Below are 21,169 nucleotides of genomic sequence, written 5' to 3'. Positions count from 1 at the left end.
TTTGGGCTAAGAGGCTCGACTCAAACTTCTGGCTTCCGGCCCTAGGGTGGGAGGGAGCGGGAGTCCAAATGAACCGTTTCGCTGCGGTAGCTCGGGTCGCGAAAGACCCTCTGAGCAAGAATCTGCCCGCTCGAAATTTGAGCAAGGGTCCGCCCTGCCGCCGCGGTGGCCCACCGCTGGTACAACCGGCTGTGGAGAGAGCCCTAGCTGAGATCCCAGGTGTGTACCGGTTGGCCTTGCCGCTGCCGTTCCCAGTAGGCACAGGTTAATTGTTGCATATCTTTACCATGCCGGGCGACATAGCGGCGCTGCCAGGTGGCCCCATTCTGCCCCGACTCGACGCGGGCGCGGAGAATGCCCAGATACTCCTGAATATCGGAGGGGGCCAGATCCAGTTGAACCAAACCCGCCTCTGCTTGGGGGATCAGCTCTTCCAGCAGCAATTGGCGCAGGGATCCCTGCCAACCCTTGAGCCAAGTGATGGGGGCCTCCAGACCCCAGCGGGCCGCCGTGTAGAAATTGGCGCGGCACTGGGCAAAGCTCAGCTCCTGCTCGGGGGGGACGGGCTGGGATCCCAAGGCTTGCACCAGGCCAAAGTAGAAGGCCGCGTTGGCGATCATGTCGGGTAGGGTTGGGCCTGCCGCTGCCACCCGCTGTTCGATGCGCAAGTGGGGAACGGGATCCAAGCCGATCAGGGGTCGGTTCCAGCGCCAGATGGTGCCGTTGTGGAGGCGCAAATGGGCCAGCTCCCAGGGAGAGGCGGCCAACGTTTGCGGCAGCACCACCGGGTAGCGATGCAGGTTTTCCCAGAACAGCTCCATCAGGGATCCCTGTACATAGCCTTGCCCGAAGGTGACGCGGGGGCAGTGGGTGGGGGAGGGCGGGGGTGGCCCATCCAAAGCTTGCTCAAACAAAGGGATGCGGGTTTCTGCCCACAGATCGTGCCCGAATAGGTAGGGGGAATTGGCCGCCAGCGCCACCAAGGGGGCTGACACGAGCAGGGAAGCGTTGAAGTAACGGGCCGCCTGTTGGGGGGATACCTGCAGATGGATTTGGAAAGAGGTGGTCGCCGCCTCCAGCATGATGTCCGGGTGGGTAACCCGCAACCGCCCAGCCGGTCCTTCGATATCTAGCCCCAGGGAAGGGATCGCTTGGGATTGCTCACGCCGGTGCAAGTTCAGGATCTGCTCGTTGAGGGCCAGGTAACGCTTGCGGGGCGAGATCATCTTCAGGGTCAATTGCCGTTGCTGCACCGTGGGCAAAATCCCGATCATCATCAGCCCCACCTGCAAGTGTTCGGCCACCCGGCAACAGCGATCCCACGTTTGGCCCAGCTCTTGCTGAAACTGCCGCAGAGCCAAGCCGGTCAAAACTTGGGGCCGGCTGTTGATCTCCACGTTGAACTGGGCCAGTTCCGGCACCACCAGCGGATCATTCACCGCTTCCAGGTAGGCTGAGTTGATCGGGGCCGGATCCCCCTGAGGGGTGACCAGCCACGCCTCCAGCTCAAACCCGCCCACCGGGGATCCCTGGGCAAAGGGCCGGCAGGCGGGATCCAGCCCCGGCGCACCGGCCAACCAGCGCTCGAGCAACTTCGTCTCTTGCTGGAGCCGAGCTGCAAACTGAGCAAAGTCTGCAGTACCAAAACGGAGGCAGGTGATCTCCTGGCCCATGGGAACAACTCCGCAGCTTTTGGGAATGAGGTTAATCGCTGTTGCCGGGATCTCGACACCCCTAGCTTTACTTAGCCCGCAGTGATGGATACATCTTCAATGCGCAGGGCGGGAAAGGCAGCCGTGCCGTTGAAAACCGTTACTTCCTGGGAAATGGCGGAGATATTGCGCAAACAATCGTAGAGATTGCCGGCAATGGTGGTCTCCAGGATGGGGCGTTTCTCGCCGCCTTTGACCAAGAAGCCCCCTTTCACCACCCCAGAAAAGTCACCGGTAATGGGGTTGCTGCTGCCGGAGAGGCGGGTGACGATAACTCCCCGATCCATCGCGTAGAGCTCGGACAGGGGGGTTGTCCCTGGGGCCACCCTCAGGCAAGCCGGCCCTACTCCCGGCAGGCTGCCTGCTCCCCCTGTGGCATGGCCGTTGGAGGGAACGCCAGCAGCGCGGGACTCGTAGCTGTTGTACATGAAGTTGCAGAGGATCCCTTCATGAATCAGGGGGGTAATCTGGCGCGGGATCCCTTCGCGGTCGAAGGGCTCAATGGGGTAGCCGGGCAGGCCCAGGCCTTCAGAAACCACGGTGAGCAACGGGCTGGCGATCCGGGATCCCATTTTTTGCGCCAAGGGGCTTTTGCCTTTGCGCACCGCATCCGCCCCCAGCACAAAGAGGAGATCCCCTAGAAACTCCTCCACCACATCTGGCGGCAGGACAATGGGGCCGCGGAAGCTCTCCCCCTCGCCAGCCCCCAGCGCGCCCACGCATTTCTGGACAAAGCGATCAAAAGCCCGCTCCAGCGCCGGCACCAGATCGGCCCGCTTCTGGACGCTGTCGCCGTCGTAGGCAAAGCTGCCCACCTCGTCCCCATCAATGGCCATGCCAAAGAGGGATCCCCCCGCTTCCACGCTGTGATGGTTGGCGCGGATGCCGGTGGAAGAGGCGATGGCCAGGGTCTCTTCCTCCACGCTGAGGGAGCCGCTGTCGATGGTGATGCGAGGGTCTTTGGAGCGCACCCACTCCAGCAATTGGGATCCCAACTGGGTCAGCTCGGCGGCATCCAGTTCCAGCAGGCCTGGGTCGAGGGCAAAGGGCACCTGGGGCAAAGGTTGGGGCTCCGGCAGCCCGTTGAGGGGATCCGCCGGCGAAGCCTTGGCCATGGTCACAGCCTCAGCCGCCGTCTCAGCTAACTCTTCCGGGCGGTTGGAGGTGGCAAAGCCCAGCCTGCCGCCACAGAAAACCCGAACGCCGAACAGGGTCTCGCTGCTGCTGCGGGCCAGGTTCAGGTCGTTTTTTTCAAACGTGACTTCCGTTTCCCGGCCTGAGTTGGCAAACACTTCTGCCTGGTCGGCTCCAGCGGCCAACGCCTTGTACACACCCTGTTCACAGAGATCCAGCAGGTTTTCCGGGGAAATGATGGAGCTGGGCATAAAAGTGAGATGGCAAGAGCATGACTCTAGTCAATAATAAGCTCGACTATACTGAAAATAATGTATAATATGTTCAGTACGGATTACTACCAGTTGATCTTTCTGTTTACTTTCGAGTCTGCCAACATGGTAGCCAAAGCAAAGCAGAAAATTGGTAGTAAGACGACACGGAAACTGCGCTTTGGGTATTCTACTCAAAGCTTTGCGGGATACCGCCATTCTGTTTGGAAACAAACAGAATGCTATCGCTGCATAGTTGAACAGTGATGTTCAGCAGTGTTCAGCGTAAATGTATCAGCTACCCACAGGGATTCCACCCTGCAGCAGCAAACAAAGGGGCTGAGATCAAAAGGGATCCCTCGTAGCACTTTGACCCAATTTACTGCTTGATCCTCGGCGGCCTGCCAGGTGCAGGAACCCTAGAATGGAAGTTAAGCCTACTTGCCGTGAGTGCCCATGAGCCTTTTGCCCACTTCCGCTGCTCCCCTAGCCATTGCTCCGACAGCAGCCAAGCCAAGGCGACTGGACTTCGAGGTGGTGATTGCCGGAGCTGGGATGGTGGGATCCACCTTGGCAGCCGCTTTGGGTCAGGCCGGAATCCGTGTTGGGCTGATCGAGGGGCGGGATCTCTCGCAGGGGGTGGGGCCCGATGGCCGAGCCAGCGCTTTGGCTCTGGGGACAGCCCGCATTCTGCAGCGAATTGGGGTGTGGCCCCTCATGGAAGCCTGGGGAGTTTCTCCCATTCACCGCATTCAGGTCTCTGATGGGGAAAGCCCCTGGATGGCTCAGTTGTGCCGCGAAACGCTCCAAGCGCCGGCGCTGGGCTACGTCGTGGAAAATCAAATTACCCAAAAGGCCCTGTTGCAGCGCATTCGCGAGTGCCCTTCGGTAACCCTTTTCAGCCCTGCTCAGGTGCAAAGTTTCTCCCCTGCAGCAGATCACATTCGGGTAGAGCTGGCCCAGGAGGGATCCCGGCAAACTCTGCGAGCTGCTCTGCTAGTGGTTGCAGATGGGGCCCGTTCGCGGCTGCGGGAACAGGCTGGGATCCCGTTATCCTGCTGGGGCTATGGGCAGGTGTGCATCGTTTCCACCCTCACCCATGAGCATCCTCACCGGCAGGTGGCCTACGAGCGCTTTCAGGTCAGCGGTCCCTTCGCCATTTTGCCCACCTCCGATCCCCATCGCAGTTGCGTCGTCTGGACAGTTCGCCAAGCGGATCGAGATTGGCTGATGGGCTTATCTGAGGCTGAGTTTCTGCAGGCCATCCGGCCTTGGTTTGGATCCCAGTTGGGAGCCTTGCTGGCGGCCTCTCCCAGAGCCTGTTATGAGCCACAGCGGGCCCATGCCCAAACCTATATCGGATCCCGGCTGGCTTTGGTGGGGGATGCTGCCCATACCACCCATCCGCTGGGGGGGCAGGGAGCGAATCTGGGCATGCGGGATGTGGCGGCCTTGGCTGCCCTGTTGATCGAAGCCAAAATGGCGGGCCGGGATCCCGGCGATCCGGCTTTGTTAAAAGCCTACGAGCGCTGTCGCCGCCCAGAAAACGCGCTGGTTCTTTTTGCAACCGATGCTGCCAATCGCCTCTTTTCCAACCGAAGCTGGCCGTTGCTGGTCTTGCGTTGCCTGGGCCTGTGGGGACTGGAGGTTTTGCCGCTGCTCAAGCCTGCTTTGATGCGCCAAGCAATGGGGATCCGCCCCCACCAACCCCAACTGCAGCAGCTCCCTTTCCCTGCACCCCCGGAACCTCTGGCTACGCCTGTCTAGATCCGGCCAAACTGTTGAGAGCTGGGCCCAGATCCTCGCCCGCCGCCTTTGTCCCCAGCAGACCAAGCGCTCCACAGGGATCAAGGCTGCTCCAGGGGTAAGTCTGAAAACAGCAATGGGGCAATATTGGCCGCCTGGTTGATGGGGATCTCGTCGTTGACGGCATATTGATAAAACTGATCCAAGCGCCGACACAAACCTTCTGGGGTCAAAGCCTGCACATTGGAGCTGATGATATAGCTTTGGGAAGGAGAGGCGCGAAACGCTTGAAAGGCTTTGCGACAAAAGTCCTGCTTGGCTTCCGGATCCGCTTGTCGCCACTCTGGCCCCGTCAGCTTTCCGGAGAGAGTAGGACTACTTGCCGCGACCAGAGGCAGTCCCGTTCCCAAAACCAGACCGCCCAGGATGAGCAGCAGGAGGATCCCTTTCAGGAACACCTGACGCCAAAAGAACCCGAGCTTTTGCCCGTTTTGCACCATTGTTGGATAGGCTAAGTGGGTAGGTTGGGATGCCATAGCACCCCTAGCCATCATATCGATCTTCCCGATCCAACTTCATCCCGTTCTCAGAAGCCGACAGCAGACCTGCTCGCCCACAGGCAAGGGTGGCAACAAGTTCTCAACCCATGGCCCGCAGCAAGCCCCGCCAAAAACAGCGCTTTCCCCATCTGCTTGGCTCCAAGTGGACTTCCGCTCAGCCTGTTCTGGGTTGGCGACATTTTCAGGTCACCGCTCGCCAACAAGGGGAAGGAGGGCTGGTGTTTGCCGAGCTCAGAGCCGTCTGCGATCCCCAGGTGCGCCTCTGGGTCAACGCGGCCACCCTGAAGAACCGGGATCTTTGGCAGCCGGGCTGGACGCCTCTCGAAGACGGGATCCCCTGTGGGCGGCAGGATCCCCTTCTGGACAGGGCTGGGGGATAGTTTCTCTCAAGCTGGGGCTCAGGGATCGATTAGGATCATCTCTCTAGTGTGGTGTTTTAATTCGGAAGCTTGAGGAGAAGAAAGCGGGATGGCCAGATGTGACGTTTGCGGAAAAGATCTTAGCTACAGCGATTATCAGTGGGCCAAGCGCTGCGCCAATCCCTACGGGAAGTCTCACCTCATCTGCTTCGACTGCTACAGTGGTTCGTCTTGTCCCATCTGCTATTCCCCTCTGGAGCCGGCAGAATAGAAAGAGGCGTTCTCAAAAGCTGCTTGTCGGTTACTCGACTCCCATCCCCCTAGCTCCTCGGAGGGGGCGATGGTCGACAAGGGTCTCGATGGTTTTCCCAAGGGAGCCGGAAAAGTGCGCATTGGCCAGGGCTACGACATCCACCGCCTCGTCGAGGGGCGCCCCCTGATCCTGGGCGGGATCCGGATCCCTTACGAAAAGGGGCTATTGGGCCATAGCGACGCCGATGTCCTCACCCACGCCATCATGGATGCTCTCCTGGGGGCTGCCGCTCTGCGGGATATTGGCTACTACTTCCCCCCTGAAGAAGAGCGTTGGAAAGGGGCAGACAGCATCCTTTTACTACAGCAAGTGGTGCAACTGGTGAGCCAAGAAGGCTGGCGAATTGTCAATGTGGACAGTGTGGTGGTGGCGGAGCAGCCGAAGCTCAAACCTCACATCCCCGCCATGCAAGCCCGTCTAGCCGAGGCAATGCAGATCTCCCCTAAGCAAGTGGGGGTAAAGGCCACCACCAACGAAAAACTGGGCCCCATAGGTCAGGGAGAGGCCATTGCTGCCTTCGCAGTAGCCCTGTTGCTGGAGTGCTAACCTTCCCAGCAGAGTCTGAAAAGAACCTGGTCATCGCCCTGCCCGAGCTGCCAAACTGGCAAGCAACCGCTCCCGCAAAATCGCCGTGAAACCACCCGTCGCCTCGATCCCCAACTTTCCCTCTGGGAAAAGGGCCGGGGGCGCGGGCCAGTCTTCTAGGAGAAAGGCTGGGGGTGAGGGCCTTAGTGGTGTGGAGCGCTTGCGCCTCCAGCACAGGACAGAAACGGGCCGTCTCAAACCTGCTTGGAACGACAACTTGGCAAAGGAAATGGTGGGCCAAAACAGCACCTCAACAGACCAGCTCAAGAGAAGCCTTTTTGTCCCTCTACTCTTGGGGATCCTTCTGCTCTGGCTCAGCGCTTGTGCCACGCCCACCCGCCCCCCCCATCTGGTTGCCACGGTGACTTCGGATCCCAAAACCTTCAACACCTATCTGGCCGCCGAAAGCTCCAGCCGCGACGCCATCGCCTACCTGGAGGCGGGCTTGGTCACCTTGGATGAGGATACCCTCTTGCCCAAACCGGAGCTGGCGGAAGGCTGGGAAGTGTCTGAGGACGGCTTGCGCTATGTCTTTACCTTGCGGGAAGGGCTGCGCTGGTCGGATGGAGAGCCCCTGACGGCAGCAGATGTGGACTTTACCTTCAACCGCATCATCTTCGACGAGCGGATCCCGACTTCCTCGCGGGACGTGAAGCGAATTGGGGAAGCTGGAGCACTGCCTCAGGTGCGGGCGCTGGACGAGCGGCGGATTGAGTTCGTTTTGCCGGAGCCCTTCGCTCCCTTTCTGCTGCAGGCCGGATCCCCTATTTTGCCCAAGCACATCCTCGAGCCCACTGTCGAGCAGTTGGACAGCCGGGGCAACCCCCTTTTCTTGCAAACCTGGGGTATCGACACGCCGGTGCAGGAGTTGGTGGGGGCCGGCCCCTATGTCATGCAGGAATACACCCCCGGCCAGCGGCTGGTGTACCGGCCCAATCCCTACTACTGGAAGGGGGAAGGGATCCCGCGCATTGAACGGGTGATCCTGCGCATTGTGGACTCAGAGGACACCGCGCTGCTGCAGTTTCGCTCCGGCGAGACCGACGTGTTTTCGGTGCGGGGGAGAGATTTTCAGCTCTTGAAGCGGGAAGAAGAACGGGATCAGTTCACCATCTACAATCTCGGCCAGACATTGAACAACAGTTTCTTTGCCTTCAACCTCAGCCGCGCCCGTAACCCCCAGACCGGGCGGCCTTTTGTGGATCCCGTCAAAAGCCGCTGGTTTAACGATTTGAACTTCCGCCGGGCGGTGGCCCACGCCATGAACCGGCAGTTTTACGTCGATAGCGTCCTGCAAGGGTTGGGCCAGATCCAGCACTCGGTCTTTTCCCCCGCCAGCCCCTTCTACCTCAGCCCCGAAGAGGGCTTGCCCACCTACGACTACAACCCTGAAAAAGCGCGGCAACTGCTCCTCGATGCCGGATACACCTACGATGCTGAGGGCCACCTGCGGGATTCCGAGGGCAACCGTGTCCGTTTCACCTTGCTCACCAACGCCGGCAACAATCAGCGGGAGGCCACTGGCGCGTTGATCAAAGCTGATCTGGAGCGGATCGGCATCACCGTTGATTTTACCCCCATCGCCTTCAACACCCTGGTGCAGCGCACCGATAGCCGCGACTGGGAAACCCTGCTGCTGGGCTTTGGCGGCGGCGGTACCGAACCCAACAACGGCTCCAACATCTGGCGCAGCGATGGCCGTTTGCACCTCTTTAATCTGGGAGATTTGCCCGGCAACCCGGCAGAAGGGGTTGAGGTGAGCGATTGGGAACGGGAGATCGACCGCATCTTTATCGAAGGGGTGCGGGAGCTAGACTTTGAAAAGCGCAAGGCCCTCTACGACCGGTTTCAAATCATCATTCAGGAACAGCTGCCCCAAATTGGCACTTTCAACCCCCTGGTTCTCTCAGCCCTGCGCAACCGCATTCAAGGGGTGGATCCCCGACCCATTCTGGGGCCATTGTGGAATTTGGATCAGCTCTACATTCAAGAGTAGAACTTCTGATGATGTGGGTGATGTGGGATAGGGAGAGGCTGTCTGAACTGTTGAGTTGTGTCCCTATCGCCACATTTGGCAGGTGAAACTTAGTTGTAGGTTGTGTTGCGGATGTCTTGAATTTTGCAACTATTTCACCGTCAACTCCACGTCCCCCGCACTCCTGAGAATGTTGATCCCCACCCCTCCTGACTGCAGATAGAGACCGATGTCCAGGGATCCCTGGCCCACCTGCACATTCTCAAGAATGACATGGGGCAGCCACAGGGGCAGAGTGGGCTTGGTTAAATGTACCCGTTGAGCCAGCCCGTCGATCTCCAGCCCCAGACAAGCCTGCAGCAGCAAAAACACACTGGCCGCCGCCCAAGACTGGGGCAGACAGGCCACCGGATAAAGGGTGGGGCCCTCCCGCTGTCGCCGCCGAAAGCCACAAAACAGCTCAGGCAGCCGCTTCAGCTCCAGAAACTGGCTGGCATCGAACAGCGCTGTCAAGACCCGCACCGCTTCGCCCTTGAAGCCATAGCGAGATAAGCCTGCTGCAATCAAGGCGTTGTCGTGGGGCCAGATGGAGCCGTTGTGGTAGGACATGGGGTTGTAGCGGCCCTCTCCCTCCGGCACCGTGCGGATCCCCCAGCCGCTGAAGAAAGCTGGCTCCAGCAGTTGCCGGGCAATGCGGGCGGCGTGCTCGGGATGGGCGATCCCCGAAAACAGACAGTGGCCCATGTTGGAGCTGCGCACCCGGCAGGGTTGCTTCTGGCCATCCAAAGCCAGGGCATAGCCCCCCAACTCTTCGCACCAGAAGTGATCCCAAAACTGCTGCTGCAGCTTTTCCGCTTGTTGTCGCAACTGGGCTGCTTGCTCTTGCCGCCCCAGCAGCTCCGCCATCTCTGCTGCCAACTGCTTAGCTTCGTAGGCATAGCCCTGCACCTCGCACAGGGCCAAGGGGGGTTCTGCCAGGGATCCGTCCGGGTAGAAGATGGCATCTTCAGAATCCTTCCAGCCTTGGTTGCGCAGGCCCCGGTGAGCTTTGCCCGCGTACTCCAGAAAGCCATCCCCATCGGGATCCCCGTAAGTGTCCATCCAGTGCAGGGCTGCTTCGATGTTTGGCCACAACTGCCGCAACAGCTCGAGATCGCCGCTGCGCTGCACATAGCGTCCTGCCAACACCACAAACAGAGGGGTGGAGTCGATGCTGCCAAAATAGTTGCCAAAAGGGATCTCGCGGGTTTTGGCCATCTCGCTGCGCCGCTGCTCGTGCAGGATCTTGCCAGGCTCGGCATCGCGGCTGGGGTCCACCTCCTGGGCCTGGTGGGCCGCCAGATACAGCAGCACCCCCCGCGCCAAGTCTGGAAACCACCAGAGAGTGGCCAGGGCGGTGATCAGGGCGTCGCGCCCGAAGACCGTGGTAAACCAAGGCACCCCCGCATAGGGATAAAGCCCGTAGGGAGTGCGGGTGAGCATCATCAGCAGATCATCCCGTGAGGCGTTGAGCCAATCGTTAAACTGAGCATTGCCGGTGTCGATCCGGTGGGCTTGCGCCCGCAAGGAAGCCCTTTGCTCCCGCTCCGCCTGCAGAGCCTCCTGGTAGGTCAAAGGGGCAATCTCCTCCCCGCCGTAGCTGCAGATCACCCTCAGCTCCAAATCCCGTTCCTCCTGCGGGGCCAAAGGCACCCACCACTGCGCCAGCTTCTCCGACACTAGCTCCGGCGCCGGCAAAAATTGCAACTGGGTTTGCCGCTCCACTCCATCTAAGCCGCGGTAGCGAAGAACCACCCTCTCGGGGGTCACCTGGGCCGGCAGCACTTGACCCCGCTGGGCCCGTCGGATGCCCCGGATCTCAAAAATATCGGCAAAGTCCGCCTCAAAGCGCAGGGTAATCGGCACGCGAAACGGCTCCGAGCCGTAGTTGTGAATGCGAATGCGCTCGTAGGCTACGTTGTTCCACAAAAAAGTAGTCCGTAAAACATGCAGAGTATCTTGACCGATAAACTGCCCCTCTGAGGTGGTGAACTCCGGGTTGGTCAGATCCACCGCCAAAATATCTTTGTCTTCCCGCACCTCTGAGCTGAGCAGCAGGAACTGCTTTCCCTGCAAGTCCAACACCCAGCGGGACAAAAAGCGGGTGTCGTCCCGGAAGAGGCCATGATCCCGGATGCCGAGGGGGCGCATGTTCCCTCGCCGGTCAAAGATGGCAAAGCAGTTGTCATGCTTGAGAACATGAGAGCGTGCCTCCACCCAAGAGGCGCTGGCCCGGATGTAGTACTGATCTTGAATTTGGATGATGTCTTCTGCCATCTCGGTCTTCTCGATCCCTATCCAGCCGGTCTCCTACGCGAACAGCTTACTGCTATCGGTCCACTCAAAGAAGGCGAAGAAGCAGGGGCCCCCCGATGCAGCCCAGCAGCCCTAGCTGCTACTTGGCCCATCTAAGCCTTATTAAGCTGCCTTCTTCGCGACATCTCCTGCCGCTCGTTCACCAGTTGGCGGTAGAGAGCCTCGTAGTCCGACACCATTCTTTCCACGCTGAACCGCTCCTCAAACACCTGCCGCACCCCGGCTCGGCTCAGGGATCCCACCTTCTCCACAGCCTCCACTGCTTCCTCCACCGAGTCGACAATAAAGCCGGAGCGCCTGTCGGCCATTACCTCGGGTACTGAGCCAAAACGGGTGGCAATTACCGGCGTGCCACAGGCCATCGCTTCAATCATCACCAGCCCAAAGGGCTCCGGCCAGCGGATGGGAAACAGCACCGCATAGGCCTTGCCCAAAAACTCGCTTTTCTCTTGGTCGGTGATTTCCCCTATGATCTCCACATTGGGGTGGCGACTGGCCAAAGGCTTAATTTCTAACTCGTAGTACTGGCGATCCACCGCATCGATCTTGATAGCAGCCTTCAGCGGCATCCCTGCCCGCGCCGCAATTTCAATAGCCGTGTCCAGCCCTTTTTCCGGGGAGACCCGGCCCAAAAAGGCCAGGTAGTCCCCCTTTTCTGGATAGAAACGGTGGAGATCCAGGGGCAAGCCGTGGTAGACCGTCCCCACCCAGCGGGCCTGGGGCAGCGGCAGCCGCTGGGCGTTGGAGATGGAGACCACCGGAATGTCCTGAAACTCGGTGTAGAGGGGCTGCAGCTCCGGAATGTCCAGTCGCCCGTGTAGGGTGGCCAAAAAAGAAACCTGCGGGTGGCGACGGGCCAGGGCATAGGGATAGTAGTCGATGTGGCCGTGGATAATGTCAAACTCGTCGGCCATCTGAAAGGCTTTCTCGACCATCAAAACATGAGGAGCCACTGTGTCGATGGCCGTGGGATCCAAACGCAAAGCCCGCTCCCGAAAGGGGATGAGGCGAGCCTGGGTTTGGGAGTCGCCGCTGGCAAACAACGTCACCTCATGCCCCCGCCGCACCAGCTCTTCGGTGAGCCAAGACACAACTCGCTCGGTGCCGCCGTAGAGCTTGGGGGGCACACTCTCATGCAAAGGGGCAATCTGAGCAATGCGCATAGCTATCCTCCACACCGAATCATCACTGCTTAACGAAAACTTCTGCTGGCGCTCCGCCGCCGACCCTTGGGATCCCCTGTTGAGGGCACGCCATTCCTGGCTAGACTGTTCCAGAGCGAGCAGGAAAGGAGTTCAGGCTGCCGCCACCTGCCGGAGAGTTGAAGAGGCTTGAATGAGAACCCCAGCCATCACTTGCTCTTGCCCGCCGCAGCTTAATTTTCCTCCTCAGCGCTGGCTGTGGAGTTGCTTGGGAGCCATGGCCATAACGGCCCTCACAGCTGTTGCCGCTTGGGCGCGGCCAGTGTTGGAAGTACGCATGACCCTGGGCTTGCCCATCAGCCCCAACTACTGGTACATGGTAGCTCTCAGCCGGGCCGGCAGCCCTGGCCCCACCGCCAACTTGGTGGATCCCAACGTCCGTGTGGGGCTCAACGAGTACACCTTTGTGCGGGACTGGGATTACCTCATTCGGGTTACCCCCCTCAACGAAGAGTCGGTCTTGCAAGCCACCATCCAGCGGTTTGGAGAGCCGGAACGAGAGTTTGCCGTCGGCTTTAACCAGGTACGGGTCAATCGCCTCACCCGCGACCGCGATACCCTCAACTTCCAGATCGATATATCCGAGCTGCAGGGCCTTGATGGGCGAGACCAAGATATTCAGGTGGCTCTGCTCACCGCTCGCGCCCCCTTCCGTGTGGCCCCCGAAGAGACCAATCTGGCCATTGATGCCACCCGGGGAGATTTGCCCAATTTCTATCGCCTCAGCCTGTCCAATCAGCGGCAGGTGGTTGTGGATGATCCCCAGCGACAAGAGACGGTGCGCCGCAGCCGCGAATTGATCCAACAAAGTGGCTCCGGAGCTGCCCTCACTCGCGACCTTATCGAGGGCGGGGCTTTGGAGATTTTGGCCGCCAACATCCTCACCTTCGAGCTGCGCCTGGTGGATCGCTAGAGAGGGATCCCTCCCCATCTGACATCTGCCCAAGACCGTTCTTGCAGCCCGGCAGAGCCTCAATCCCTCAATAGTCGTTCCAAGTTGCCGTGAACCGGCCCATTGGCTTCCCTCTACCCTTGGGAGAAAGGCTCGGGGATCTCAAGCGATTGGAAAAACTCCTTCTCCTGGAACGGGTGCAGGATCCAACATCACAAACAAAAACGACTCCAGCCCCGCCAGGTAGGTGAGCACTTCCTCCCGGGCCGCTTCCGGCTCTAACGTGTTGACCTGAGCTGCCTGCTCAATCATGGCCTTCACCGGCGTTGGCCCCTGCAACAGGGATCCCAGCCAAGCCATCTGAGGGGCTGAGATGGTCAGACGCCCATAGCTGGATCCCGGCCAATTCATAGCAAACTCCAGCTTTTTCTCGTGAGCTTTGGCAAAGTTTTGGCGAAATTCGACGTTGTCGGCCAGGATGGGGTTGAGCTGCACTCTGCCCCCCAGCCAATCGGCGTCGCTCCAGGGCAAGACCAAGGAAGAGCCAGGGTGTTCTGCCCAAAAGTCAATGAGGCGATGGTTGGGGTAGATCAGCTCATAAAAGTGATTCTGGTCGGCAGGCGAGAGTTTGTCCAGCTCGGCTTGCAGCCAGGGGGGCATGGCCCTCTCTTTGAACAAAAGCGCCGGATCCCAGTCGGCATAGTCCACCAGACAAACCAGGCCCAGCTCAGCTTCCTCGAGCATGCGCATCAGGTCGGGGATCAGGAAGCCCTTGTCTCCTGGCAAGAGGTAGTTGGCCCGGATGTTGGTGTTGTCTTTGTAGATCTCAGGGTTCCAGCGCAAGGCAGCTCGCAGTTCGTCTGAGGCCAAACTGGCCATGAATTCCCGTACCCGCTGACAGGCCTCAGGAGTGGGTAGATCAAACAGCCCCAGCAGCCGAAACGCCTCTTGTAGGCGAAAGATCACCTCCCGCTGGTAGGCGTGGTGCAGGTTGGCCCGCAGGATCCCGTCAGGTTTGAGAACCCGCTTAAGCGCCTTTAGCCCCGCCACCGGATCGTCCAGCAGATAGAGCACATCGTTAAGGCTGATGAAGTCAAATTCCAACCCCAACTGTTCGATATCCAACAGGTCGAGAACATACAACTCCACCTCCCCGAAGCCGTGGTAGCGCAAGCGTCGCTCCGTCACCCGTACCGACTCTGCCGACAGGTCGCACACCACCAGCCGCGCCCCCGGATTGGCCTCCGCCAAGATCAACGTTTCCCAGCCCGAGCCGCAGCCGGCATTCAAAATGAGAGCGCCTTCGCTGGGCACAATGGCGCGGGTGCGGGCGTATTGGGCGGTGGTCAAACTTAGGCGGTACAACCCGTCAATGGCGTTGCGGCCCGAGGCCTCAATCGCCACATTGGGGTAGGGCAATTCTTCGTACAGTTGCCGCAAAGATTCCGCAGTGCTCCGCACCGCTGACCCGAACGAGCTGCTGGCCATAGGGCTCCACACCGCTACCGTGAAGGGATCCGCTGCAGAAAGCTGCCCCCTATCCTACCCGCGATCCCTTCCCCGCAGGAATGCCTCTAAGGCAGCAGCCAGGGTTTCATTCCCCTGCAGATCCAACCCATCCGGCCTCTGGGGTGGGTGGGCGGGATCCTGCAAAAAGTCCCAGGATCCCTGAAAGAACTCCTCTGGGGAGAGGATGCGATGCCAGCCGTAGCGCTGCAGACCCTCAACCAGCAACGGCGACTCGGCAAACCCAGAGCGGGTAACACAGGCCATAGGTGTGCGGCTGCGCAGGGCCTCCGCCAAAGTGCCATAGCCCGGCTTGGACACCACCCAGCGGCAGAGGGGCATCACATCCACCGGTCGCCACACCTGCCCATCCAAAACCCGCAAGTTGGGCAAGGGAGGAGCCTCCCGATCAAACGTGAGAAACTGCCAGTCGGGAAAATCTTGGAGCCGCTCGTAAGGAAACCCCCGTACCCCTAGCCCGCCAAAGGTAAACAAAGCCCTGGGTTGCTCCGGGTGTAACCCCAACTGGGCGGCGACCTCCTCCGGCCCGTAGCGGGGATCCGATCCCGTCAGCCCCACCTCCTGCTGACGCGGGAAGGCGCTAGTGCTCCGCACCGCTGACGCGACCATGCTCTCGCTAAAGGGCAGGCGAAATAGAAGGTCGCACTGCCCGTAGAGCTCCTGGATCCAGGCCACAAACGGTTGAAACTCCGGGCCATACTCCTGATAGATGAAATCCCAGCCAAAATTACTGGCCATCCAGCAAGGGATCCCGGCAGCCTGGGCAATCGCCGCAGCAATGGGCGGCACATCCGCCAACACCAAAGGCACCCCCTGGGCTCGAATGAAATCCGCTTCTTCTCGAACAAGCTCCGCAGCGCTGGCTTTAAACGCCTTGAGGGCAGCCAACGTAGCCGGCAGATCCGCTTGCAGCCCATCCGGCTGCACCACCCCCACATCCAACGCCCGCGGCCGATGGAGAAACTTCCCCTCCACGTAACGCTCCAGGAGCCAGCGGGGAGCCGGCGTAACAAAGATGGGCAGAACATGGGGATCCCGCCGCAGCAAAGCATTCACGACCGCCGCCAGACGGGTAACGTGCCCAAACCCGTGAGCTGTTGCCGCCACATAGAGAGGAACGGGATTCATTGTGCTGATACATTCACGCTGAACTCTCCTGAACATGGTTCAGGAAAGAAGCGATCGCATCCTGCCTATCTCTGAGCAGGAAGGCGGTATCCCGCAAAGCCCTGAGGAATACCCCCCGAGCGCTTTCCCCCTTCACTTCCCGGCAACCGTTGCGGTGGACTCAAGGATCAGGGGGAAACTTGGTCTACTATATCCCTCTCAATGACTTTTGCCAAACCGCCTAAAGCTCAGTAAATTCAGCAAAGTTCAGGGTTTTGGGGGTTAGAGGCATGCTCTGCACCGCTAACGCGATAGGACTCCGTCCCGCTAACGCGATAGGACTCCGTCCCGCTGGCGCGAACGCAACCGCCTCAGGACAGAACAGGATCCGCGGGGGGCTTTTCCCTATGGGATCCCCACAGGTTACTCGCCAAGATCAAGCCCAGGCCCACCACAGATCCCAGCGCAATCGTCTCGCCCAACAGCACCGCAATCAACCCCAACGACAAAAAGGGCGTCACATACACCCAGTTGGCCAGGGATCCCCGGTGGCCCGCCAACTCCAAAGCCCGCAGCCAAAACACAAAAGTTAAGCCCATCTCCGCCAGACCAATGTAAGCCGCCCAACCCAGCCCGGCAAGGCTCCAAGAGACCTCCTGCAACGGCAGCAGCAGCAGACCGTAGAGGCTGCCAAAGAGAAACCCCATGAATAGTTTCAGCACCGCATCTCGCCCATCCCGCACATTGAGTAGCCAATAGAGCGCCCAGAGTCCAGAGCTGCCCACCGCCAGCAGCACCCCCCAGGGATCCTCCACCTGCAAGGTGCCCCAGGATCCCCCCGTAGCCACCAGCACCACCCCCAGCAGGCTCACCCCCAAGGCCAACACCAGCCGCCAACGGAAGCGCTCTCCCAGCAGCGGCACCGCCAGAAGAGCCAGCACCAGCGGCCAAGTGTAATTCAGAGCCATCGCCGCCTGAGCCGACAGACGGTCATAAGCCTGGAACAACACCCCATAGTAGCCGAAGGGGTTGAGCAGCCCCTGAAGGGCCGACAGGCGGATTTGGGATCCCTTCTGCCTGCCGATCAACCTCGCCCGCCCTGTAACCACCAAAACGATCCCCAGGATCAGGCAAGAGCTAAAGGCCGAAAAAATCAGCAAAACCGTCGGCGACAGGTACCGCAACCCAAACTTAAAAGCGCTGGCAGCCGTGGCCCAGCCCAAGATGGCCGCCGCCAAGTAAACATAGGCTCGCCAGGGATCCCTAGGCATCAAAAGCTGTCGAGATTGCTGTCCTCTGGCTTCGACTTAGCTCCGGTGGGAAGGCCCAGCCGCGGTGCCACCACCCAGGCATAGAGCAGATAGCCCAGCCCCGCCACCACTGCCCACCTGAGAACGGTGCCGAAAACCCGGAAGAACAGCCCGACCAGAAGAATACAGCCCAGAATGGCGAAGACCGTCACCAGTGGACGCCCCCAAGTCTCAACCCAAGCTCGGACGGCACTTTTCCCCTGAGACGCAACGGATGTTCCCGACTCCCCAGAGGCCGCCGCCGCCTGCTCCAGTTCACGCTCAAGCTGTTTCAGCCGTTCTTGTTCTGAGAAAGAGAGATCGGACATAGAGAGCAGTCTCCAGCGGTGTCACCTCCATCTTACGAGCTGCTCCCGAAGATGGGCAGACTAAGCCCGCGCCGAAGGGATCTCCTGAACCATAGCCCGGAACACATCCAAAGCCGGGCCAGGGCGACGGTTAGGACGCGGAGCCGAGATCTCATTGGGCACAAAAGGCTTCTCCACCACCACCTTGGGCTTGTTGGCAGGGGCAGCTGTAGCCGCAGGAGCAGAGCTGGGAGAAGCTGGTGCAGAACGAAAAGGCCCGGTAACAAAATCCACCAAGCCGCCGAAGAGAATGCCGAAAAAGGAGAACAGGCCGCCGAAAAGCTTCTTGAGGATACCCATAGCTAATTGCAAAGAGATGAGGTGAGAACTTGTCGATGTTGAGAACTTGTCGATGTTATGTCGATGTTGTGAAGTTATACAACTCGACCTTCATTATTGTTAAAAGGTAGCCTCTTGGCCATGAGTAAATATGCTCTTTTTCTCAGGGATCCCCCACCCGCCTGCCCTCGGCGTCAAATCGCTGTAGGGGTAGGGTCAACTCCAGCTCTTGCAGCTCCAAAGGTTGAGAGACCCCCCTGCCGCGCCCCAAAGCAAAGCCATCCGCCGCTGCCGGATTCACCTCATAGCCGATATCTGCCATTGCTTCGACGGTGAGAATGCTTAAGGGGTTGGCTACCCCCCGGTCGATGCGGCTGGTCATCAGCTCGCGGCCCAAGACATTCTCCCGCCAATGGGAATCTCGGGATCCCTCCCCAAACTCGTTTTCTAAAGGAACAGAGGGCGCGTTTCCTCCCAGCGTGGCGAAGGCGCTGACCGCCCTGGGGCCGATGAAGCGGGGATCGTAGCCAGGGGGCGTAGGCTGATCCCGCCTCACCAAGCCCACCGTTAGCCCCTTGGGATCCCAGACGATGGGCAAAAAGCCCAAGGCATGGCCCAACTCGTGCAGGGCGGTAATGGGCAGATCCCCTCGTTCTTCCAGGGCAGATAGATTTTGACTGTTGAACAGAACTACGGAGTAAAAAGGCAGACCGTTAGAGGCCCGCACAAAACAGGGAGCAGCTCCCCCCAAAATTCGCTCGTCGCCGAGGTTTCTGGCCCGCACCTCCACCAGCAGATCGTCGATGGGGAAATTGAGTGGCGTGCTGGGAAACCCTCGATCGCATTCGTCGGCCCGAATGGTGGTGGGGGGCAGATCCGGCTGGTCACCAACGATGATCTGTTGCCAGCGCAGAGCGGCATTGCGGACGATCGACTGCTGGGTGGGGGTGAGACTGTTGTCGGGAAAGCGAACGTCAATGGTGAACTGGGAAGCAGGCGCAGTCGTTGGCGAGGGCAAAGGGGCAGGAATGACAGTCGGAGTAGAGGTGAGAACGACAGTTGGAGTAGAGGTGGGAATGACGGTTGGAATGGGAGTGGGAATGACACCTACAGAAGAGGAGCTACCACTTCCCCCGCAGGCCTTGAGCGCCAGTACCAGAAGCACAGCCACCAGGGATCCAAGCAGGCGCAGGCCCCACACTCTGCCCAAAAGCAGTCGCTGCCTTGAATTCACACCACCTCCCAAAAAGCTCCATGACCCAAGTGGATCATACCGGCTGCAACCATCCTCCCGAGCATGATTTGCGTCACACCGCACCGGTCAACTTCAAGGCCAGGAAGAGATGGGTTTGGAGGTCTATATTTTCAGGTCAGGATCTCTCAATCTGAGGAGTCGGAAGAGTTTTCCTCTTCTATGCCCCAGCCCGCAGCCAAAACATCCACCGCTGCCCGCAGCGCCTGGTTATCCCCCAAGAGCTCCTCGGGATCCGAACGCGGCTCCACCAGGGGAACCAAGCGCAGAATACGTCCGTCCTGAACCAAGTCGATAACCACGCCCGGCTGCTCCTTGCCCAGGTTGGCAATCTCTTCTTCGGAAGCGGGATCCCGCAGACAGGCATAGTCAAAGCTGTTCACATTTAAGTAGAGGCTACGGTTTACCACCAGTGTGGCAGCAGTGGGATCCTGAAAAACATCCACCACGCAGCCTTCCCCTTGCTTCCGCACTGAGCCATCGACAATATCGAAGTAGCGAACACGGGCCAAATCGGATAGGAGTCGGTAAATATCCCGCTTATTGACCAGAGTTCCCGTATTCACAATACAGGGGGCACAGGGATGAGTGTCTGTCATAGAGCAGTCGGTCTCGAAAGGTCAACAGATTGAGAGTAGGCAAAAGGAAAGCAACATCAACAGTGTCTGCAAACTATCTCCGAAAACATCAGTCCTCGGCAATTCTAGGCGCGGTTATAGCTGACAAGCAACAGAGACCCCAACTTAATCCCTAACTTCACAAAAACTTTAATCGGCTAAAGAGGGAAGAAGTAGCCTGCCCTGCCTTACCAAGTTAAGCCACTGCAACAACAGAACAACTCCCTCCATTTCGCCTACCCAGCGCTCAGACTGCTCTTGGGGAAAACCCAGTCATAACTTTGCTTTTATCGACTCTATCACAGCCTTCCCGAAAAGGGCACAGGTCACTACTAATCACTACTAAGGTGCAATCTCCAGGCAAAGGCAACAGAGGTTTGGCAGGGTTTTACCTACATCTTGTGGGAAGGTGAATAGCCGAGCGGCTTTAGACTCTAGATATCGCAGATGGGCCCCGAACAGATCATCTTCGGTTCAAACCTCTCCCCTTGTCCCCCTAGGAAGGATAGCATAGGACACCAAGCCCGCTGCCTAGAAATAGCGTTGACTCTTCGCCGGAGACGACTTTTGCCGTGGTAACCACTCCCCAACGCCAGACTCTGCCGGTTGTCGATTTTGCCGCCTTTCAAAACGGAACGTCAGGTGAGCGGGAGCAGTTTGTCCGCCAGGTGGGGGAAGCGCTGCAACAGATTGGCTTTTTTGCCTTGGTTAACCATGGCCTATCGCCGGAATTGATCCGGGAAGCCTATGAAGCCGCAGAAGCCGTTTTTCTTTTGCCAGAGCCAACCAAGAGAGCCTATGAGGATCCGGCGCTGCTGGGGCAACGAGGGTACACCCCCTTTGGCAAAGAACACGCCAAAGATCATCCCTATCCTGACATGAAAGAGTTTTGGCACATCGGGCGCGAAGGGGATCCCCACCTTCCTGCCAACATCTGGCCTCGGGAGGTGCCCCAATTTCGCAGGGTGATGCTAGAGCTGTTCGCCCAATTGGAAACCTGTGCCCAGGGCCTGTTGCAGGCGGTCTCTCTGTATCTGGGGGAGCCTGCCGAATACTTGCCCAAAGCGGCGGAAGGAGGAGCCAATCTCTTGCGGGTGATTCATTATCCGCCGATCCCTGCTGAAGCCCCTCCCCAGAGTTTACGAGCTGCAGCCCATGAAGACATCAACTTGATTACGCTCTTGTGTGAAGCCACCGCACCAGGGCTAGAACTTCTGCAACGAGATGGATCTTGGCTGCCCATTTCGGCCCTGCCCGGTCAGATCATTGTCGATGCTGGGGATATGCTGCAAAACCTCACCAATGGCCTGCTGCGCAGCACCACCCATCGGGTGACCAACCCCGACAACCCCCAAGAGCGCCGCTTTTCCATTCCCTTCTTTGTGCATCCGCGTGCAGAAGTGGATCTCACACCCTTGCCGACTTGTGTGGCCCGCACCGGCGGGATCCCTCGGTTTCCTTCCCTGACTGCCGGAGAATACTTGGCCCAGCGGTTGAGGGAAATCGGCCTGGCCGAGGCAGGATCCCCGCCCCAGCATTGATCCCAACTGGGGGTCTGATACATTTACGCTGAACACTGCTGAACATCACTGTTCAACTATGCAGCGATAGCATTCTGTTTGTTTCCATTCGCGTTAGCGGGACGG

Annotated in this window: 18 protein-coding genes and 1 pseudogene; 7 read left to right on the top strand and 12 right to left on the bottom strand. The window is 59.2% G+C overall.

Going from position 1 to position 21,169, the window contains the following annotated elements:
• Positions 1 to 203: 203 nt before the first annotated feature.
• Together ACVWXZ_RS11815 and ACVWXZ_RS11810 are read right to left on the bottom strand one after the other, a co-directional pair.
• The gene (locus ACVWXZ_RS11815; RefSeq protein ID WP_457482545.1) at positions 204 to 1,673 is read right to left on the bottom strand and encodes a glutamate-cysteine ligase family protein; all 1,470 of its coding nucleotides are present in this window, start codon (positions 1,671 to 1,673) and stop codon (positions 204 to 206) included.
• A gap of 71 nt (positions 1,674 to 1,744) precedes the next feature.
• The gene (locus tag ACVWXZ_RS11810; RefSeq protein ID WP_457402405.1) at positions 1,745 to 3,097 is read right to left on the bottom strand and encodes a TldD/PmbA family protein; all 1,353 of its coding nucleotides are present in this window, start codon (positions 3,095 to 3,097) and stop codon (positions 1,745 to 1,747) included.
• Between the two features lie 72 nt (positions 3,098 to 3,169).
• Between ACVWXZ_RS11810 and ACVWXZ_RS11805 the strand changes: the two are divergent.
• Together ACVWXZ_RS11805 and ACVWXZ_RS11800 are read left to right on the top strand one after the other, a co-directional pair.
• Positions 3,170 to 3,353, top strand: a pseudogene (locus tag ACVWXZ_RS11805) (hypothetical protein); the annotation flags it as partial.
• Positions 3,354 to 3,553: 200 nt separating this feature from the next.
• Positions 3,554 to 4,864 (top strand): UbiH/UbiF/VisC/COQ6 family ubiquinone biosynthesis hydroxylase, encoded by a 1,311-nt coding sequence (locus tag ACVWXZ_RS11800; RefSeq protein WP_457402406.1) that lies wholly within the window; start codon positions 3,554 to 3,556, stop codon positions 4,862 to 4,864.
• Between the two features lie 80 nt (positions 4,865 to 4,944).
• Here ACVWXZ_RS11800 and ACVWXZ_RS11795 read toward each other — a convergent pair whose 3' ends face one another.
• Positions 4,945 to 5,379, bottom strand: coding sequence for a hypothetical protein (locus tag ACVWXZ_RS11795; protein WP_148202694.1), 435 nt, complete (start codon positions 5,377 to 5,379; stop codon positions 4,945 to 4,947).
• A gap of 110 nt (positions 5,380 to 5,489) precedes the next feature.
• Between ACVWXZ_RS11795 and ACVWXZ_RS11790 the strand changes: the two genes are divergently transcribed.
• The 3 genes from ACVWXZ_RS11790 (at position 5,490) to ACVWXZ_RS11780 (ending at position 8,656) form a co-directional block, all read left to right on the top strand.
• Positions 5,490 to 5,783 carry a TIGR02450 family Trp-rich protein gene (locus ACVWXZ_RS11790; RefSeq protein WP_457402408.1) on the top strand — a complete coding sequence of 98 codons (294 nt, stop codon included), beginning with the start codon at positions 5,490 to 5,492 and terminating at the stop codon, positions 5,781 to 5,783.
• A gap of 364 nt (positions 5,784 to 6,147) precedes the next feature.
• Positions 6,148 to 6,621: a 2-C-methyl-D-erythritol 2,4-cyclodiphosphate synthase gene (ispF, locus tag ACVWXZ_RS11785; RefSeq protein WP_457402470.1), complete on the top strand. Its 474-nt coding sequence runs from the start codon at positions 6,148 to 6,150 to the stop codon at positions 6,619 to 6,621.
• A 268-nt stretch (positions 6,622 to 6,889) separates the two neighbouring features.
• A complete protein-coding gene (locus ACVWXZ_RS11780; protein ID WP_457402472.1) occupies positions 6,890 to 8,656 on the top strand; it encodes an ABC transporter substrate-binding protein in 1,767 nt (588 codons plus the stop codon).
• Positions 8,657 to 8,785: 129 nt separating this feature from the next.
• On the opposite strand, the gene ACVWXZ_RS11775 is transcribed toward ACVWXZ_RS11780, so the two are convergent.
• Together ACVWXZ_RS11775 and ACVWXZ_RS11770 are read right to left on the bottom strand one after the other, a co-directional pair.
• Positions 8,786 to 10,951 (bottom strand): amylo-alpha-1,6-glucosidase, encoded by a 2,166-nt coding sequence (locus tag ACVWXZ_RS11775; RefSeq protein ID WP_457402410.1) that lies wholly within the window; start codon positions 10,949 to 10,951, stop codon positions 8,786 to 8,788.
• Positions 10,952 to 11,082: 131 nt separating this feature from the next.
• On the bottom strand, positions 11,083 to 12,153 hold the full coding sequence (locus ACVWXZ_RS11770; RefSeq protein WP_414350481.1) for a glycosyltransferase family 4 protein: 1,071 nt from the start codon (positions 12,151 to 12,153) through the stop codon (positions 11,083 to 11,085).
• A 172-nt stretch (positions 12,154 to 12,325) separates the two neighbouring features.
• On the opposite strand from ACVWXZ_RS11770, the gene ACVWXZ_RS11765 reads away from it, so the two are divergent.
• Positions 12,326 to 13,105, top strand: a complete 780-nt coding sequence (locus ACVWXZ_RS11765) for a hypothetical protein (protein WP_457482544.1) — start codon at positions 12,326 to 12,328, stop codon at positions 13,103 to 13,105.
• Between the two features lie 141 nt (positions 13,106 to 13,246).
• Here the strand turns inward: ACVWXZ_RS11765 and ACVWXZ_RS11760 are convergent, their stop codons facing one another.
• The 7 genes from ACVWXZ_RS11760 to ACVWXZ_RS11730 form a co-directional block, all read right to left on the bottom strand.
• Complete coding sequence (locus ACVWXZ_RS11760; protein ID WP_457439492.1) at positions 13,247 to 14,572, bottom strand: class I SAM-dependent methyltransferase; 1,326 nt, start codon at positions 14,570 to 14,572, stop codon at positions 13,247 to 13,249.
• Positions 14,573 to 14,626: 54 nt separating this feature from the next.
• Positions 14,627 to 15,739, bottom strand: coding sequence for a glycosyl transferase (locus ACVWXZ_RS11755; RefSeq protein WP_457439490.1), 1,113 nt, complete (start codon positions 15,737 to 15,739; stop codon positions 14,627 to 14,629).
• 350 nt (positions 15,740 to 16,089) lie between these two features.
• On the bottom strand, positions 16,090 to 16,989 hold the full coding sequence (locus ACVWXZ_RS11750; protein ID WP_457402415.1) for a DMT family transporter: 900 nt from the start codon (positions 16,987 to 16,989) through the stop codon (positions 16,090 to 16,092).
• A complete protein-coding gene (locus ACVWXZ_RS11745; RefSeq protein ID WP_457402417.1) occupies positions 16,989 to 17,336 on the bottom strand; it encodes a hypothetical protein in 348 nt (115 codons plus the stop codon). The genes ACVWXZ_RS11750 and ACVWXZ_RS11745 overlap by 1 nt, the downstream gene beginning before the upstream one ends.
• Positions 17,337 to 17,396: 60 nt before the next feature.
• Positions 17,397 to 17,675: a hypothetical protein gene (locus ACVWXZ_RS11740; protein ID WP_457402419.1), complete on the bottom strand. Its 279-nt coding sequence runs from the start codon at positions 17,673 to 17,675 to the stop codon at positions 17,397 to 17,399.
• A gap of 142 nt (positions 17,676 to 17,817) precedes the next feature.
• The gene (locus ACVWXZ_RS11735; protein ID WP_457482549.1) at positions 17,818 to 18,855 is read right to left on the bottom strand and encodes a leishmanolysin-related zinc metalloendopeptidase; all 1,038 of its coding nucleotides are present in this window, start codon (positions 18,853 to 18,855) and stop codon (positions 17,818 to 17,820) included.
• Between the two features lie 179 nt (positions 18,856 to 19,034).
• Positions 19,035 to 19,505, bottom strand: a complete 471-nt coding sequence (locus ACVWXZ_RS11730; RefSeq protein ID WP_414331929.1) for a hypothetical protein — start codon at positions 19,503 to 19,505, stop codon at positions 19,035 to 19,037.
• Between the two features lie 590 nt (positions 19,506 to 20,095).
• Between ACVWXZ_RS11730 and ACVWXZ_RS11725 the strand changes: the two genes are divergently transcribed.
• A complete protein-coding gene (locus ACVWXZ_RS11725) occupies positions 20,096 to 21,064 on the top strand; it encodes an isopenicillin N synthase family dioxygenase (RefSeq protein WP_457402422.1) in 969 nt (322 codons plus the stop codon).
• Positions 21,065 to 21,169: the final 105 nt, after the last annotated feature.

This window comes from Thermostichus sp. MS-CIW-38, assembly GCF_054058415.1.
Note: the sequence above shows the minus strand (reverse complement) of the source record. Positions and strands in the feature narration are given on the sequence as shown.